Source organism: Streptomyces sp. NPDC058469 (assembly GCF_042721125.1).
Classification (GTDB): domain Bacteria; phylum Actinomycetota; class Actinomycetes; order Streptomycetales; family Streptomycetaceae; genus Streptomyces.
This window is the reverse complement of the sequence record NZ_JBHXME010000120.1, coordinates 1-16,736: the sequence shown is the minus strand read 5'-3', so window position 1 is coordinate 16,736 and position 16,736 is coordinate 1. Positions and strand designations below refer to the sequence as shown.

At 69.0% G+C, this 16,736-nt stretch carries 15 protein-coding genes and 2 pseudogenes; 12 read left to right on the top strand and 5 right to left on the bottom strand.

Annotated elements, in window-relative coordinates:
• Positions 1-22 precede the first annotated feature (22 nt).
• The 3 genes from ACFWP5_RS37105 to ACFWP5_RS37095 form a co-directional block, all read right to left on the bottom strand.
• Complete coding sequence (locus tag ACFWP5_RS37105) at positions 23-319, bottom strand: hypothetical protein (RefSeq protein ID WP_384167065.1); 297 nt, start codon at positions 317-319, stop codon at positions 23-25.
• A gap of 281 nt (positions 320-600) precedes the next feature.
• Positions 601-1,443 carry a fumarylacetoacetate hydrolase family protein gene (locus ACFWP5_RS37100; RefSeq protein ID WP_384167062.1) on the bottom strand — a complete coding sequence of 281 codons (843 nt, stop codon included), beginning with the start codon at positions 1,441-1,443 and terminating at the stop codon, positions 601-603.
• 117 nt (positions 1,444-1,560) lie between these two features.
• Entirely contained in the window at positions 1,561-2,265 is a 705-nt protein-coding gene (locus tag ACFWP5_RS37095; protein WP_384167059.1) for a GntR family transcriptional regulator, read from the bottom strand.
• A gap of 155 nt (positions 2,266-2,420) precedes the next feature.
• On the opposite strand from ACFWP5_RS37095, the gene ACFWP5_RS37090 reads away from it, so the two are divergent.
• The 7 genes from ACFWP5_RS37090 to ACFWP5_RS37060 all read left to right on the top strand — a co-directional run bounded on the left by ACFWP5_RS37090 (position 2,421) and on the right by ACFWP5_RS37060 (position 11,351).
• The gene (locus ACFWP5_RS37090; RefSeq protein WP_384167056.1) at positions 2,421-3,344 is read left to right on the top strand and encodes a VOC family protein; all 924 of its coding nucleotides are present in this window, start codon (positions 2,421-2,423) and stop codon (positions 3,342-3,344) included.
• A 52-nt stretch (positions 3,345-3,396) separates the two neighbouring features.
• On the top strand, positions 3,397-5,139 hold the full coding sequence (locus tag ACFWP5_RS37085) for an FAD-dependent monooxygenase (RefSeq protein WP_384167053.1): 1,743 nt from the start codon (positions 3,397-3,399) through the stop codon (positions 5,137-5,139).
• A gap of 339 nt (positions 5,140-5,478) precedes the next feature.
• Positions 5,479-6,663: a sensor histidine kinase gene (locus ACFWP5_RS37080; protein WP_384167050.1), complete on the top strand. Its 1,185-nt coding sequence runs from the start codon at positions 5,479-5,481 to the stop codon at positions 6,661-6,663.
• Positions 6,660-7,373 carry a response regulator gene (locus ACFWP5_RS37075; protein WP_384167047.1) on the top strand — a complete coding sequence of 238 codons (714 nt, stop codon included), beginning with the start codon at positions 6,660-6,662 and terminating at the stop codon, positions 7,371-7,373. Before ACFWP5_RS37080 ends, ACFWP5_RS37075 begins: the two co-directional genes overlap by 4 nt.
• Before the next feature lie 185 nt (positions 7,374-7,558).
• Positions 7,559-7,960, top strand: coding sequence for a hypothetical protein (locus tag ACFWP5_RS37070; RefSeq protein ID WP_384167044.1), 402 nt, complete (start codon positions 7,559-7,561; stop codon positions 7,958-7,960).
• A 32-nt stretch (positions 7,961-7,992) separates the two neighbouring features.
• A complete protein-coding gene (locus ACFWP5_RS37065) occupies positions 7,993-8,778 on the top strand; it encodes an ABC transporter ATP-binding protein (protein ID WP_384167041.1) in 786 nt (261 codons plus the stop codon).
• The gene (locus tag ACFWP5_RS37060; protein WP_384167038.1) at positions 8,775-11,351 is read left to right on the top strand and encodes an FtsX-like permease family protein; all 2,577 of its coding nucleotides are present in this window, start codon (positions 8,775-8,777) and stop codon (positions 11,349-11,351) included. The genes ACFWP5_RS37065 and ACFWP5_RS37060 overlap by 4 nt, the downstream gene beginning before the upstream one ends.
• Before the next feature lie 543 nt (positions 11,352-11,894).
• Here ACFWP5_RS37060 and ACFWP5_RS37055 read toward each other — a convergent pair.
• Positions 11,895-13,526 carry an acyl--CoA ligase family protein gene (locus ACFWP5_RS37055; RefSeq protein WP_384167035.1) on the bottom strand — a complete coding sequence of 544 codons (1,632 nt, stop codon included), beginning with the start codon at positions 13,524-13,526 and terminating at the stop codon, positions 11,895-11,897.
• Positions 13,527-13,752: 226 nt separating this feature from the next.
• On the opposite strand from ACFWP5_RS37055, the gene ACFWP5_RS37050 reads away from it, so the two are divergent.
• Positions 13,753-14,364 (top strand): TetR/AcrR family transcriptional regulator, encoded by a 612-nt coding sequence (locus ACFWP5_RS37050; RefSeq protein ID WP_384167032.1) that lies wholly within the window; start codon positions 13,753-13,755, stop codon positions 14,362-14,364.
• A 267-nt stretch (positions 14,365-14,631) separates the two neighbouring features.
• Here ACFWP5_RS37050 and ACFWP5_RS37045 read toward each other — a convergent pair whose 3' ends face one another.
• Entirely contained in the window at positions 14,632-14,871 is a 240-nt protein-coding gene (locus ACFWP5_RS37045) for a hypothetical protein (RefSeq protein ID WP_384167111.1), read from the bottom strand.
• 7 nt (positions 14,872-14,878) lie between these two features.
• Between ACFWP5_RS37045 and ACFWP5_RS37040 the strand changes: the two are divergent.
• The 4 genes and pseudogenes from ACFWP5_RS37040 to ACFWP5_RS37025 all read left to right on the top strand — a co-directional run.
• Positions 14,879-15,577, top strand: a pseudogene (locus tag ACFWP5_RS37040) (NAD(P)-binding domain-containing protein); the annotation flags it as partial.
• Positions 15,578-15,626: 49 nt separating this feature from the next.
• The gene (locus tag ACFWP5_RS37035) at positions 15,627-15,857 is read left to right on the top strand and encodes a hypothetical protein (RefSeq protein ID WP_384167029.1); all 231 of its coding nucleotides are present in this window, start codon (positions 15,627-15,629) and stop codon (positions 15,855-15,857) included.
• A gap of 241 nt (positions 15,858-16,098) precedes the next feature.
• Positions 16,099-16,317, top strand: a complete 219-nt coding sequence (locus ACFWP5_RS37030; RefSeq protein WP_384167026.1) for a hypothetical protein — start codon at positions 16,099-16,101, stop codon at positions 16,315-16,317.
• Positions 16,318-16,485: 168 nt separating this feature from the next.
• Positions 16,486-16,736, top strand: a pseudogene (locus tag ACFWP5_RS37025) (hypothetical protein); the annotation flags it as partial.

The window sequence follows — 16,736 nt, the reverse complement described above, 5'->3', positions numbered from 1 at the left end:
GTTTGACGGCGGGGCGAGCCGGCTACGGGGCGCATGGGGTGTCGAGGTTGTTCACGTCCCGCCGGAGCACCGTGAACTCGTTGCCGCCCCTGGGGTGGCTGTTGATGAAGTCCTGCGCCGCGTTGCGTAGGCTCTGCCAGTCGGTGGCCCTCGTGGGGGCGCCGGCGTTGACCAGATCGGTCCGGGTCTGCGCGACGGCCGGGCGGCAGTTGCCTGCGGCCGGTGCGGCGGTGGCCGTTGCGAGCGGGCCCGTCGCGCTGAGCGCGCCGAAAGCAAGAGTGCTCGCGACGAGGGAGAGCGCGGTGGCGGAAATCCTCATGCGTCTGTCCCGTCGCTGCGCTGAAAGCTTCCCTTGCACAAGGTAGTCGCCCGGTCGCGCACCGCATCCGAGTAATAGGTCGAACCCCTGAGCAGCCCATGCAAGTGCCGTGGATCAGATCTCGTTGTTCCACCTGCGGAACATCGTGCGCCTGCCGTACTTGTCGAACGTCACCCATCGTGAAGTTGCTGGTCACGGGCGTGGTGTGCGGGGGCGGGCGGGATACTCACGCGGGCAGCAGGGCGCCGGGTTCACGTATGTGTTCGCGGCTGCGCCGGAAGTCAAGCTACGAAGCGCTGGCGCAGTTCGCCGATGCCCTCAATGGTGGACACAAGCTCGTCGCCAGGGGTGAGCCAGCGCTGCGGGTTGCGGCCGAGGCCCACGCCGGCCGGGGTGCCCGTGAAGATGACGTCCCCGGGCAGCAGCGGGAGGACGGCGGACAGGCCGGCGATGAGCGCGGGCACCGAGAAGATCAGGTCGCGGGTACGGCCCTTTTGGAGTTCCTCGCCGTTGACGGTGCAGCGCAGCTCCAGATCGTCGGGGTCCTCGAACTCGTCCGGAGTGACAAGCCACGGGCCCATGGGGGTGAAACCGGGGTGGGACTTGCCGAGACCGAACTGCGGGGCGGGTCCGGCCAGTTGGCCGATCCGCTCCGAGATGTCCTGTCCCACCGTCAGCCCCGCGACATGGCTCCAGGCTGCTGACTCGGAGACTTCGAACGCCCGGACGCCGATGACGACGACGAGCTCGACCTCCCAGTCGGTGTGTCCTCCGGCCGGGAGCGTGACCGCGGTGACCGGGCCCGAGATGCTGCTATTGAATTTGGTGAACACCGGTGGCAGGCCTTCAGGTGCGGCGAAGCCGGACTCGGAGGCGTGGTCGCGGTAGTTCAGGCCGATCGCGAACAGTTGCTCCGGGGACGGGGCCGGTGCTCCGAGTTCTTCGGGTACGAAGTGGGCTCCGGGGGGCAGATCGGTCTGCTCGGCCCAGGCGCGGAATTCGGCCCAGCGAGGGTAGACGGCCTGAGGGTCGGCGGCGAACCGGCCGGCGCTGGCCCGCTCGACATCGACGGCCATACCGTCGACGACGAGGACCAGGCGGCCGGAAAGGTTGGCGATACGCAAGGGGTGCTCCAGTCTGCTGTTGGGGCCCGGCCGCGGGGACCGGGTCGGCACGGATGCGCGTCCCGGACGTCAGCCGCTGCATTGGCACAGGTCTCTTCCAACGGTGGGCGACGGACTTCACACGGTGTCGCCGAGTGCGGTGTTCGGCTCGTCCTCGGCGCAGCTGATCAGCAACTGCGCGGTGTGCGCGATGTGGTCGCGCAGCAGTTCGGCGGCGAGGTCGGGGTCGCGGGCGATGGCCGCTTCCAGCAGGGCGCGGTGCTCGCCCGGCAGGTCCCGGTCCGGTTCCTGCCCGAAGGACACGGACCATTGCCGGTACAGCTCCGCCTCCTTCCGCAGGGCACGGGCGGTGCCGTGGAGCCTGCGGTTGCCGCACCCCGCGAGCAGGGCCATATGGAAGGCCGCGTGGGTCTCCGCCCATGCGTCACTGGGGTGGTCGTGGTCGTCGTCCGCGAAGAACGGTGTGCGTTCGAGTAGATGGTGCGCGGCGACCGCCTGGGCCTCCCACTGCATGTCGCCGTCCAGTACGGACAGGCGAAGGACGAGCGACTCGATCTCCACCCGGGCCCGGGTCAGATCGGCCAGGTCCTCATGGGACAGCGGAGTGACCATGTACCCGTGGTGGGCCTGTGTCTTGACCAGACCTTCGGCGGCCAGGCGGGTCAGCGCCTCACGGGCCGCCCCGACGCTGGTGTCGTAGCGCTCGCACAGTTCCGGGAACTTCAGTCGCTCTCCGGGGACCAGCCGGCCGCCCAGGATGTCGTCGCGCAGCCGCTTGTGGACCCCGTCCGTGCGGGTCTGCGTGCCTCCTTGCCGTGTCATGCGAACAGTGTAGCGACATGCGAAGAAGATAGAAACATTCGAATGTTCGTTGACAGGTCGAATGAGCAGGGCTACACATTGATGTCATCCAGTGCGCATACGGATGACATCAATGGCGCTGCCGCCTGTGAGCTGCCGGAAAGGAGCACGGCGAGATGTCACTGCACCGGCTCAACTCCCTTGTCATCGGCGTTCCCAACGTCGAGGAGACAGCCGCCTACTACCGCGATTTCGGTCTTGCCCGCGACCACGGCGGAGGGTTCGCCACCCGGGACGGCGGCCGGCAGCTGGAGATCGTGCACGCGCCCACCCGCCGCCTGGTCGAGATCAGCGTCGGCGTCGACGACACCGACGATCTGGAACGGATCTCCCGCCGCCTCGCGGCACTGGACCTCCAGGTCAAAAGGGATGGCGGCGCGCTGGTGACCGAGGAGCCCGTCGCGGGATTCCGCGCCGTGGTGCGCATCGCCGACCGCATCCACCAGGACCGGGAACCGCCGACCCCCTACAACGGCCCCGGCCGCCTGGAACGCCCCAACGGGCGTGCCCCGGGCGTGCTGAGGCAGCAGCAGGTACGGCCCCGGAAGCTCGGTCATGTGGTCATCGGGTCCGTCGACCACCAGGCGACGGCACGGTTCTTCACCGAGGGCCTGGGATTCAGGATCAGCGACTACATCAAGGACCACGGCGCGTTCATGCGCTGCTCCACCGATCACCACAACGTCCTGGTGCTCGGCGCGCCGGTCAACTTCCTGCACCACACCTCATGGCAGGTCGAGGACGTCGACGAGGTCGGGCGCGGCGCGTCCGCGATGCTCCAGGACCATCCCGACCGCCACGTCTGGGGCCTGGGCCGCCACCACGCGGGCTCCAACTTCTTCTGGTACCTGAAGGACCCGGCGGGCAACTTCTCCGAGTACTACTCCGACATGGACTGCGTCATCGACGACCAGCTGTGGACCCCCGAGGTCCTCGACGGTGCCAAGGGGCTGTTCAACTGGGGCCCGCCGCCCCCGCCCTCCTTCCTCCGCCCGGACGACCTCGCCGCGCTGATGACCGGCACACACCACGCCGCCTAGCCCGTACGAGCAGATCCCCAGGACTCTCAGGACCCCAGGAGGTTGATCCACCATGCCCACCTTCGACACCGACGTGCTGGTGATCGGCGCCGGCCCCGCAGGTTTGACCGCCGCGGCCCTGCTGGCGGAGTACGGCACCGACGCCATCACCGTCACCAAGTACCCGGGTACGGCGCACTCGCCGCGCGCCCACATCACCAACCAGCGCACCATGGAGGTCTTCCGCGACCTCGGCATGGAGGACGATGTCCGCGAGGTCGCCATCCCCCAGGAGCTGATGGGCAACAATGTCTGGGCCACCGGCTTCGCCGGCCGTGAACTCGCCCGCCTTATGGCCTGGGGCAGCGGCGTCACGAGAAAGGCCGACTACGAGGCCGCCAGCCCCACCGCCATGTGCAACGTCCCCCAGCACATTCTTGAGCCGCTGATCCTGCGGGCGGGACAGCGACGCGACGCCGACATCCGGTTCTCCACCGAACTGATCACCATCACCCAGACACCGGACGCGGTCCACGCCACCGTCCGCGACACCACCAGCGGCGACGAGTACGACATCCGTGCCCGCTACGCGATCGGCGCCGACGGCGGCCGCAGCACCGTGGCCCAGCAGGCGGGCTTCGCGTTCGACGGTGAGTCGGGCCTCGGCCACGCGGCGAACGTATGGTTCGAAGCCGACCTCACCCGCTACACCGCGCACCGTCCCGGGACGCTGTACTGGATGAGCCGGCCCGGGAACGACTACTGGGTCGGCTCCGGCACCTTCATCTGCGTCAAGCCGTGGACGGAGTGGGTCATGCTCTTCATGTACGACCCCGACGAGGGTGAACCCGACCTGTCCGACACCGAGGTCACCGCCCGTGCCGCCCAGCTCATAGGCGACCCCGATATCGGCATTCGCATCAAATCGGTCAGCAAATGGCAGATCAACCACATGATCGCCCGTACCTACCGCAGCGGCCGGATCTTCCTCGCCGGTGACGCGGCGCACCGCCATCCACCCGCCAACGGCCTGGGCACGAACACATCCGTCCAGGATGTCTACAACCTCGCCTGGAAGCTGTCCTGGGTCCTGCGCGGCCACGCGGGGGAGGCCCTGCTGGACACCTACCACGCCGAACGCCAACCCGTGGGCAAACAGGTCGTCGACCGGGCAATGAAAAGCGTGCAGGACATGCTGCCCATTTCTCAGGCGTTCGGCTTCAGGCCCGGCCAGAGCGTGGAAGAAGGCTGGCGCGGCCTGGACCGGCTGCTCTCCGACACCGAGGCAGGCCGGCAAAGCCGAACTGCTCTGCGGGAGGCCGTCAGCCTGCAGAACTACCAATTCAACGCCCACGGGGTCGAGTTGGGCCAACGCTACAGCTCGACCGCGATCGTGCCGGACGGTACACCCCCTCCTCCTTACGACCGTGACCCGGAGCTGTACTACCACCGCACCACCCGCCCGGGCGCCCGCCTGCCGCACATCTGGCTGCAGAAGGACAAACAGCAGCTGTCCACCCTGGACCTCGCCGGCCACGGCCGATTCACCGTCCTCACCGGCATCGGCGGCCAGGCGTGGCTCGACGCCGCCGAGAAGATCGGCGCGGAGCTCGGCATCGAGATCGCCGGACGCCTGCTCGGCCCCGGCTGCGACTACGCCGACATACTCGGCGACTGGGACCGGGCGAAGGAGATCAGCGACCGAGGCTGTCTGATCGTGCGCCCTGATCACCACATCGCCTGGCGAAGCGACGACCTCCCCACAGACCCCGTTGACGCCGTCCGCCGCGTATTCGCCCAAGTCCTCGCGAACTGACAACCCTCGAGCCGCGGTTCGCGATATCACGGCGGAGCGACACTTGCCGTTGGCGACTTCCGACTCGGACTCCGCAAAGCATCCGACGTCCTGATCCAGGCAGTCGATGGACACGGCGCCGCTTCCTTGGGCGCTGTGTCCAACAACCTCGGTACGCACGGCAGCGGCCTGGGCATCCGCCCGAGGCCGGCTGGATCAGCCGAGTCACCGCTGCCTGCTTCACACCGGCCTGCGTCAACACGCAGGCCATTGCGAGGGGGAGCGGCACGCCAACCCCGGCTCAGTGGCCCTTTGTTGTCCCCGGCCGTGCAGGCTGACCAGCCGTGTACGCTCTCCGCCATGCTGCGTCGAATGATGTCGGAGCCGTGGGTGCGCAACATGGCCTACGACCTGGCCCTGTCGATGATGGTCGGCTACCTGGCCATGACCGGGCATTCAGGTACCGACGGAGTCATCGGCGTCTCGATGGCAGTGGCCCTGATGTTCCGCCGGCACCGTCCCATGGCGGTGATGGCGGTCGTGTGCGCTCTCGCCCTGGTGCAGTACAACCTGACGGATGTGGACGGCTACGACCTGGCCGTTCTCATCGCGATGGTGACGGTGGTGAGCCATACCGAGCAGATGTGGAAGGCGTATACCGCCGGTGGCATGGCCGCTCTGGGCATCGTGGTGGCGTTCGGCGGGCTCGATCTCACCTCGGAGTACGGCCGGGACGAAGCCCGTGATTGTCTGACGATCGTCGGCATGTGCGCGGCGGTGTGGCTGACCGCGTACGTGCTGCGGACCCGACGGCTGTACGTGACCGTCCTGGAGGAACGCGCCGCCACCGCGGAGCGGGAGCGGGCCCACCTCGCCCAGCTCGCCGCCGCCGAGGAGCGCGCGGAGATCGCGCGCGAACTGCACGATGTGGTGGCGCACAGTCTGGCCGTGATGATCGTGCAGGCCGACGGTGCCAGTTACGCGATCGTGGCGGACCAGGACAAGGCCCAGAAGGCGATGCAGACGATCGCGGGCACCGGCCGGGACGCGCTGGAGGACATGCGCCGCATCGTCGAGGTGCTGCGGGGGACGAAGAAGTCCGACGACGCTGAGGGGGAGGAGGACGGCGACCGCCGCCGGGTCGGCCTGGCCCACCTCGAACCGCTGGTGGAGCGGGCGCGTGTCGCCGGACTCGAAGTGGACCTGAGCATCGAGGGTGAGCCGGAGGGGCTGTCGGCCGCCGACGAGCTGACCCTTTTCCGGATAGCCCAGGAGGGCATGACGAACGCCCTGCGGCACGCCGGGCCCGAGGCCCATGTCGACGTCACGCTGCGGTTCGTCGACGGCACCGCCGTACTGGAGGTCGTCGACGACGGGGCCGGCAAGCTGGCCGGTTCCGCTCCGGTGGTACCCGGCTCGGGCGGCAACGGGCTCGTGGGCATGCAGGAGCGGGTCGACGTGCACGGCGGACGGCTGACGGCAGGGCCCCGGCTCGGCCCGGGCTGGCAGATCAGGGTCGAACTCCCGGTGAAGGCGGCGGTATGAACGGCGGGGCCATGAACGGCGGTATCACGAGCGTGACCCGGAGTCCGATCCGGGTCGTCGTGGTGGACGACCAGCCGCTGGTGCGGGCCGGGTTCTGCATGGTGCTGGACGCCCAGGCCGACATCGACGTCGTCGGCGAGGCCGGTGACGGGGCGGAGGCTCTCGCGCTCCTCGACAGGACTCCGGCCGACGTCGTCGTCATGGACATCCGCATGCCGGTCATGGACGGGGTGGAGGCCACCAAGCGGCTCACCGAGCGCCCGGACCCGCCGAAGATCCTCGTGCTCACCACCTTCGACACCGACGAGGACGCTTTCGCCGCGCTGCAGGCGGGCGCCAGCGGCTTCCTGATCAAGAACGTGCCCCCCGAGGAGTTCCTCGCCGCGATCCGCGTGGTCGCGGCCGGTGACTCCGTCGTGGCGCCCCGGGTCACCCGCCGCCTGCTCGACCGGTTCGCCGGACAGCTGACCCCCACCGCACCACAGCAGCAGGAGGACTCCCGGCTCGCCGCTCTGACCGAGCGGGAGCGCGAGGTGCTGGAACTGGTCGCCCAGGGGCTGTCCAACTCCGAGATCGCCGCCGGTCTGTACGTCGCCGAGACGACCGTCAAGACACACCTCGGGCGGATCCTCACCAAGCTGGAGCTGCGTGACCGGGTACAGGCCGTCGTCCTGGCCTACGAGATCGGGCTGGTCCGGCCGACGGGCTGACCCGGCCGCTCACCCGGGCCCCCGGCGCCCTCCTGGCGTACGACCCCGATCCCCCCGGCGTACGACCCCGGTCGTACGCGCCCGTCCCCGGGGGTCGTATCCCGATCCGATGTGCTGGAAAACCCGCACGGCAAGAATCATGGATGACACGAAAAAGCGTGTCCCAACAATTCTCCGGAGCGGTTATGAACGTCAAGGTGCTGGTATTCGGGATCGTCGCGGCCGTGGTTCTGGCGGGCGCTGGAATTGGCGGTGCCTATTGGTGGCACCAGCGTAATCTCCCCAGCCAGGCGTCGGCGGCCGACTGCTCCCTGGCCCAGGACATCATCGACCGGGCGCAGAAGCTTCCCCACGACAAGACCGCCGTCGCGAAGTGGCAGAAGGACATGCACGACCTGCGCACGGCGAAGATGTCGGACGGGTACCTCGGGCTGGAGATCTCCTCGTACGAGGCATGGTCCGCCAACCGCGCGACGGACACGGGCACGGCGCCGAGCAAGGATGAGCTGAAGAGCGTGCGGAAGAACGCCAATTCGCACTGCACCGCGGTCAAGCGCACCCTCGTATTCCCGACGATCGCTTACTGACGTATCCGCCGCCGCGAAAAGGAAAGCAGATCATGGGAATTCATTCCGCTGTGCGCGACAATGAGGTAATTTCCCGGGACGGCGAGAACACCGTCGCCGTCGCCGCGGAAAAACTCGTCAAGGTCTACGGCCAGGGCGACACCGGAGTACGGGCCCTGGACGACGTGACCGTCGGCTTCGCCCGCGCGCGGTTCACCGCCATCATGGGCCCGTCCGGTTCCGGCAAGTCCACCCTCATGCACTGCCTGGCCGGGCTGGACACGGCCACTTCCGGGCAGGTGCTGATCGACGGTACGGAACTCACCGGCCTGTCCGACCGGGAGCTGACCGCCGTACGACGGGACAAGATCGGCTTTGTCTTCCAGTCGTTCAACCTGCTGCCGCAGCTCACCGCGATGCAGAACATCACCCTGCCGCTCGACCTGGCCGGCCGGGCCGTGGACCGGGAGCTGCTCGACCACCTCGTCGGTGTGCTGGGCATCGGCGAGCGGATGACCCACCGGCCGAGCGAGCTGTCCGGCGGTCAGCAGCAGCGGGTCGCACTGGCCCGGGCCCTGGCGGGACGGCCCGCCGTGGTCTTCGCCGACGAGCCCACCGGCAACCTGGACTCCCGCTCCGGCGCCGAGGTGCTCGGCTTCCTGCGCGACTCGGTGCGCGACCTCGGGCAGACCGTCGTCATGGTGACCCACGACCCGGGCGCCGCCGCCTACGCGGACCGCGTCATCGTGCTCGCCGACGGCCGGATCGTCGACGACCTGGCCGCCCCGACCCGCGCGTCGGTCACCGACGCGCTCCAGAACCTGGCGGTCACCCGATGAGCCGGGAACCGCGCCAGGGCGCGAACGTCGCGGTGCTGCGCACCCAGCTGGCCGGGATGCTGGTCCGGCCAGGACGGCTGATCATGACCGGTCTGGCGGTGCTCGTCGCCGCGTTCGTCGTGTTCGGCACGGTGATCGCCCAGCAGATCACCGAACGAACCGTCCTCGACCACTTCAGCGGCACCCCTGCGGCGACCAGCCTGGTCGTGACGGCGACCGGCGGCGCCGACTCGTCCGTCATCACCGACGCGCAGGTCAAAGCCCTCCAGGCGGTGCCCGGCGTGGCCGAGGTCGCCACCAGGATCCAGAACGGGGCACCGCTCGCCGGCCCCTCCGAGGACTACCTGCAACTTGAGGGCGACCCCGGTACCGGGCCGCTGTCGCGGGTGAAGGTCGTGTCGGGCAGCTACCCGGACCGCCCCGGTGAGGTGGCCGTGAACCGCCAGGCCGCGCGGCAGCTGGAGCTGAAGCCGGGCGACCGCGTCGGCCTGCTCTTCCCCCGGGACGACGACACCGCCAGGACGAGGACGGTCACCGCGACCGTCACCGCGGTGGTGCGGGCGGACAGCGACCGGCAAGCCACCGGATACGCCCCGGCCGCGGCCTTCAACGCGATGTCCCATCAGAAGGGGTACCAGCGGCTCGACATCCGCGCCGCGTCCGGGGTGTCCGCCGAAGCGCTGTCCGAGCGGCTGTACCCGCTGTTCGAAGGCGCTTCCGGTACGTCCGTCAGGATCGTCCCCGGCAGCGCCGTGCGAGCCGCGGAGGCCCGCGAGGCGGTCGGCCAGTTCGCGGAACTCTTCCAGCTCATCTGGATGTTCCTGGCGATCGCCGTGGTCGCCGCCGCCCTCGTCGCGACCTCGACGTTCCGCATCGTCTTCGCACAGCGGCTGCGCCAACTCGCTCTTCTGCGTGCCATCGGGGCCCAGCGCGCCCAGCTCGTACGGGCGCTCGCCGTCGAGGGCGCGCTGGTCGGCCTGGCCGCCGGCACGGCCGGCGTGCTGCTGGCGCTCGCTGCCGGATACGCGGTACCGGCGGTCGGCGACGCCGCCGGGCAGAGCCTCTCATCGCCCGGAGTGCCCGTTCCGGCGGCCCTGGCGGTGGTGCTCGGTGCCATGACGGTGACGGTCGGCGCGGTGCTCGCCCCCGCGCTGTCCGCCGCCGGGGTCTCCCCGCTCCAGGCGCTGCGCAGCGCCGGCACCGTGGCGGCCGAACGCGGCATCGGACTGTTGCGCCTCGGCACCGGCCTGTTTCTCCTGGCCGCCGCCGCCCTTCTGGTGGTCCTGACCCTCAGGCAGCTGCCCGAACCGGGCGACCAGAACTACAGCGCGACCGTCGGCCTGATGGCGACCTTCCTGTCAGGGACGCTGGCCTTCCTCGCGCTGATCGCCCTCGGCCCGCTGCTCGTACGCCCCGTGCTGGCCATCGCCGGGTGGCCGCTGCGCCGCCTCGGCCCCACCGGCACCCTCGCCGTCGGCGGCATCGGAGGCGCCCCGCGCCGGGCGGCGGCCGTGTCGGTCGTCGTCGCGCTCGGCGTCACGCTGGTCTCCGGCACCGTCGTCGGCATCGCGAGCCTCCAGGCATATGCGGACCGGGGCCTTGCCATCAACTCACCCGCGGACTTCGAGGTGAGCGCGGAGGACGGCGTCGACGCCGACGCCATACGCCGGATCAGGGCGCTCCCGGTACTGGCCGACGCCACGTCGTACCGGCTGGCCGAGGTCTCCGTCGGCGGCAAGAGCGACGCGGTCGCCGCCACCGATCTGGACCTGACCGCCCTGCCGACCTCGAAGCAGCTGTACACGGCCACCGGCAGCCTGGGCGATCTCGGTCCGGGCCGGGTGATCCTCAACGCCGGACTCGCCAAGACTCTCGACGTGACGGCCGGCGACAGCATCACGATCAGAACGGGGAAGAAGGGCACGGTCCGCGTGTCCGTCGCCGCCACACTGCCCGGCATCGCACCACTGTCGGCCGATCTCGTCGTCGCACCCGCCGACCTGGACAAGCTGGGCGTCGGGCCGAAGGCGGCCGGCATCCTGGCGAACGCCGCCGAGGCCGGCCAGTCAGCCCGCAACAAGGCGGCGAAGGCGATCGTGAAGGCTGTCGGTGCGGACAGCGGCGCCACGCTGACGATCCTCGCGGAGGAACGCGACAACAACAGCGCCGACATCCGGATCATGGCCACCACCTCGCTGGGGCTCCTCGGGCTCACCGTGCTCATCGCCGTCGTCGGCGTCGGCACCACCACCGGCCTCACCGTCCTGGAACGCACCCGCGAGTCGGGCCTCCTCCGTGCGCTGGGCCTCGGCCGATCCGGCCTCCGCTTCATGATCACCGCAGAATCCGGCCTCTACGGTGTCCTCGGCGGCCTCCTCGGCCTGGCACTCGGGGTGCCCTACGCCTGGCTGGCGGTCCGGGTGCTGAACATCGGCGCGCCGCTGGTGCTGCCGTACGGGCAACTGCTCGCGGTCTTCCTGGGCCTGGTGGTCATCACCGCGCTCGCCGGGCTGCTGCCCGCCCGCCGAGCGGCCCAGGTCAGCCCGGTCGTGGCACTGGGCACCGCCGAATGAGCCAGGGTTGGGCGCGCCGTACCGGGCGCGCTCAACCCCTGCGCGACGGCGCCGCACTGTCCTGGGTAGACACGGCGGGCCTGTTCGGCACGGGGGCTCCTGTCGTGGTTGGGCGGCATGGGTTGACCTGGCGCGGAGATCGCTGTGCAGTGTCGGGCACCGACACTGGGCTCATGTGCTGGAGGTTTTCCCGAGCGGTACGCGGAGGTCGGGCGCCAGGAGCAGGAGCTGCGCGCCGAGTTGGCGACGCGGCGGCCCTGCGCGACTGCTCTGGCGGTCGGTCCCGACACAGGACGAACTCATCGACCATGTGAGGAGCGGGTCGGCCCGCTTCAAGGCACCGAAGTGCATGATGTCAGGCGAGCCGCCCAAGACGTCGATCGGCAGGATCCAGAAGTTTGTCCTGGAGGGCCAGGCGCGGACCGTCGTCAAACAGCGGATCGACGGCAAGGGATGGCCGGACTACGTATGCATGCTGACGCTCTGGGGCGCCGATCTCATGGAGCGGTCGAGGGGTACCGGCGCTCGATCTCCTGCTCCGGATCAGCCGTGCACGCGGTGGGTGCGACCGGCCCACTCCGGCTCGCGCAGGGCGAACTTCTGGATCTTCCCGGTCGAGGTCTTCGGCAGCTCGGCCACGAGGTCGACATTCCTGGGTGCCTTGTATCTGGCGATCTTCGCCCGGACGTGCTCGATCAGCTCTGCCTCGGTGGCCTGCCTGTCCGCCTTGAGTACGACGAAGGCCTTCGGCCGCTCCCCCCACTTCTCGTCCGGTACCCCGACCACGGCGACTTCGAGGACCGCGTCGTGACTCATCAGCGCCTGCTCGACCTCGATGGTGGAGATGTTTTCGCCGCCGGAGATCACCACGTCCTTGGCTCGGTCGCGGAGTTCGACGTAACCGTCGGGGTGCATGACGCCTAGGTCACCGCTGTGGAACCACCCGCCGTCGAAGGCCGCGTCCGTGCCCTCCGGGTCGCGGTAGTAGCCCGCCATCAGGTTGTTGCCGCGCATCACGATCTCGCCCATCGTGCTGCCATCGGCCGGCACATCGACCATGGCCTTGTCCACGACGCGCAGGCCCTCGGTCTGGATCATGCCGACGCCCTGGCGTGCTTGGATCGCAGCCCTCTCGTCGGGGGGAAGGGCGGACCACTGCGGCTGCGTCTGGCAGACGGAGTACGGGCCGTAGGTCTCGGTCAGCCCGTAGACGTGCACGATCCCGAAGCCCATGCGCTCCATCTGCAGGATCGTCGTGGGGCTCGGTGGCGCGCCCGCGGTGGTGATCACCAGTGGGTGGTCGAGGGGGCTGGCCTGCGCCGCGTTCAGGATCGTGGTGACCACTGTGGGCGCCCCGTTGAGGTGGGTGACCCGATGCCTGCGGATCTGCTGCCAGATGACGTCGCCGCGCACCTCGCGCAGACATACGTGCGTCCCGCCGATGCCGGTCACCGCCCATGGCGTGCACCAGCCGTTGCAGTGGAACATCGGCAGCGTCCACAGATAGACGCTGTCCTGATGGTGGGAGGAGTGGATGATCTCCCCGAACGAGTTCAGGTAGGCACCCCGGTGGGTGTACAGGACGCCTTTGGGGCGACCTGTCGTACCCGAGGTGTAGTTGATGGAGATCGGTGCGAGTTCGTTCTCGACCGACCAGTTCAGGTGCTCGTCGGAGCCGCGGGCCGTGAAGTCGGCGTAGCTCACCAGCCGCGATCCGATCGTCACGGTTGCCGCCGGGTCCATGGTCCCTTCCGCCTCGGTGTCCTCGAACACGATGACTTCGGTGACCGTCGTGACGTCGTGAACGGCGGCTGCGACCGTGGGGAGGAAGGCGGAATCGGTCACCAGGATCTTCGCGCCGGAGTGATCCAGAATGTAGGCGATCTCCTCGGCGGAGAGCCTCGTGTTGACGGCGACCAGCACGGCCTGGGCGAGCGGTACCGCGAAGTGCGCGACGAGCATCTCGGGCAGGTTGGGCATGAGATAGGCGACCCGGTCGCCGCCCTGCACGCCACTCGCTCGAAGGGCCCTGGCCACGCGGTTCGCCTGAGTGGCGACTTCGCCGTAGCTCAGGCTCCTGTTCCCGTAGATCACTCCCTGCTTGTCAGGCCATACGCGGGCCGTTCTCTCCAGAAAGGACAGGGGGGTCAACGGGGTGTGGGAGACGGCGTTCATGAACGGTCCTCCTGGCAGCGGCGACAAGAGTTGGCGGTCGCTACGGTATTCATCGCCGCATGTATGGGTCAAGTGACTTGATCAAATGATCGCAATTTTGTTCGGCCTGGCGCGCCGAGTCCTACCTGGATCCGGACCGGAGGCCTGCTCGTCGCTGTAGGCGGAGGTCTAGACTGCGAGCTGACTTGTTCATATGACTCAGACAAAGGATCAGGGAGGTTCTCGGATGGCTCGGGTTTCCATGGATCGGCGCCGGCAGGACTTCATCGAGGCGACCGTGCGGGTCATCGGCGAGCGCGGGGTGAGGGGTGCGACAACTCGCCGTATCGCCGAGGCGGCTGAAGCGCCTTTGGCTACGCTGCATTACGTTTTCCATACCAAGGAACAGCTGTTTTTCGCCGTTTTTGAACACGCTTCGGATCAGTTGCTCGAACGCATCAGCGCGAGCAGGGGCAGTTCCGGGCTGGGGAAAACCGCCGTCTCTCTCCTGAGCACCACGATGAACTGGTATGTGGAGAACGACGACTACGCGCGTGCGCAGTTCGATCTGTACATGTGGGCGCTGCGGCAGGAGGAGGAGCATCCAGGGCTGGCCACCAGGGCCTACGACCTGTTCATCGACCGGTTCGTCGATGTGCTCCGCAAGGATCTGGCGAACGATGACGATCCACAACTCGTGGAGCCGCTGGCTCGGATCGTGGCCTCGCATCTCGATGGTCTTTGTCTGCAATGGCATGGATACGGTGACCGCGGCAGGCTGGACGCTGATGTCGCCCTGGCGGGGGAGGCGATCGAACTGCTCGTGGAGTCGCGACGCGGGCGGCATGGGGCGAGCTGAACCGGGGCGTGCAGGCAGCGTCCAGGAAGCGACCTGCGCCCCCGCGCAGCACCCCGTGCGCAACGAGCCCTCGCGGCAGTGGCTGGGTCGCGGGCGTACGGGAAGCAGGCCGGCGAACGCGGCACCGACGACCTGAGGCAGGGCGCGTGGAGCAGTTCGGTGAGATCACCACGGACTGGTGATGCGGCGGCGTCGGCGACAACAGGGGCTCACCGGATCGACCTGGTCTCCGTGATGGAGTTGCCCGGTGGCTTCTTGAGGCCGGCCTCAAGAGGTCCAGATGCGGTCCGCGTAGTCCGCGAAGTTCTTGCCGAGGATCTTCTCGATGCGTTCCGAACGGTAGCCGCGCTGCTCCAGCAGCCGGATCAGTCGGTGGAACTGGTCGACACCACGCAGGTCGACGACGAAGGGGTAGGCGTCGTCGCCCTCGCCCTCGCCCGTCGCGCTGACGCCGGCCTCCCGGCGCCGGGCGATCTGCTCGGCGAGATGGCCCCGGTGCGCGTTCAGGTCGTCGATGCCGGTGACCGGACCGTCGGTGCCGATGCCGACGTGGTCCTCTGGTCCTCGACCGCTCGCGGACCCGGGCCTGCCTGGATCCGGCGCTGGTGCTGACGGCGGTCACCCAGGCGCTCGTCTCGATCAGCCGCGGCGCGGTCTCGGCCCTTCCCGGATCGCCGCGCAAGCGCCTGCGGGACTCCTCGGTGCGATGTCGGGTTACGTGCCAGGCCTGGGTATGGCCGCCAAGTTGGTATCGGTCTTCGCCGTGCCTGGCCGGACAGGCGGCAGTGCGCACCGCGGCGTCGTAGCCCTGTTCGACGAACACGACGGCTACCTGCTCGCGCTCATGGACGCCGAACCGGTCACCGCCGTGCGCACCGCCGCCGTCGCGACGGTTGGCATGCGCGCGCTGGCGCGCCCCCGCCCAGACCGGATCGCCGTACTGGGCACGGGAGTTCAGGCCCGCGCCGAGGTCGAACCACTCGTGAGGATCGACGCCGACGCACCCGTCGTCGTGGGCGGGCACGACCGTGAGCGTGTCCGGCGGCTCGCGGAACTGCACCCGGACGCCTCCGCGAACTCTGTGGTGGAGGCTGCCCGAGGGGCCGACGTCGTGTTCTGCTGCACCACCAGCGCCCGGGAACCCCTCTTCGACCCGTCATGGCCGGCCAAGGGCGCCCACATCAGCTCCGTCGGCGGTTCCCACGGCCACGAACTCGCCCCCGACACCGTCCGCACCGGGTCCCTCTTCGTCGAATGGCCGGGTGCCGCCGCCTCGGAACCGCCGGCCGGGGCCCACGAACTTGCAGGGCACCCCGCCACACCGGATCACCCTCCTCGGCTCGGTCCTCGACGGCCGTCATCCCGGCCGTCGAGAACCCGCCGAGCTGACAGTCTTCAAGTCGACGGGCCACGCCGCGCTCGATGTTGCCGCGGCAGCGGTGGTCCACGACGCCGCTCGCGCCCACGGCATGGGCACGACCCTGGAGATGTAGTGGCCACACCCCCCGTGCCGCGACCTCGTTCTTGGCTGGGCGGTGGATGGAAGGCAGCTCCTGGTCTCGACGACATGGGACTCGATGAATCCGGCACCGCCGGTGACCGCTACACGCACGCACCTACCGGTCGGGCCGAGTTGGACCTTACGAGACTCTGACATGGTCCCCGAACGTCTTCATATGCCACTGCACAGTGGCAACTCTGGTCCCGCACCCCCCAAGCCAGAGGAGCCGCACCATGAGCAGGCACAACAAACGCAGGTCGAAGCTGCAGAACAGGCTGACCGTTTTCGGCGGAGGGGCGGTGGCCCTCGCCGCGGTCGTGGTCACGGTCAACGTCGCTTCCGCGGCGCAGGTTTCGCCCACTCCACGCGCCGCGTCGAAGGCGGACCATGCCGTCTTCGTCCAGGGTGACGAACTGGCAGGGGAACACCATCCACGCCTTCCGTCGGGGTGACGACGGGAAGCTGACCGCCATGGGGAAGTACGCGACCGGCGGCCAGGGCGGGACCAGACCGACGCGCCCACCGACTCGCTCGCCTCGCAGGGATCGCTCGTCTACGACCACCGGTCCGGCCGGCTCCTGGCGGTCAACGCGGGCAGCGGCACCCTGACGTCCTTCGCCGTGAGCGGACAGAAGCTGACAGACCGTCAAATACTCGCCACGGGAGGCGACTTCCCCTCCTCCCTCACGGTTTCGGGGGATCTCGCCTACGTCATGAACGCGGGCGGCGAGGGAAGTGTCCAGGGCTTCCGGATCACGGCCAAGGGGCTGAAGCCGCTGAGCGGTTCGTACCGCGGCCTGGGGCTGAAGAACGAGAAGGTGCCATTGTTCAGCAGCTCGCCGGGGCAGGTCGCGTTCACGCCGGACGGCCG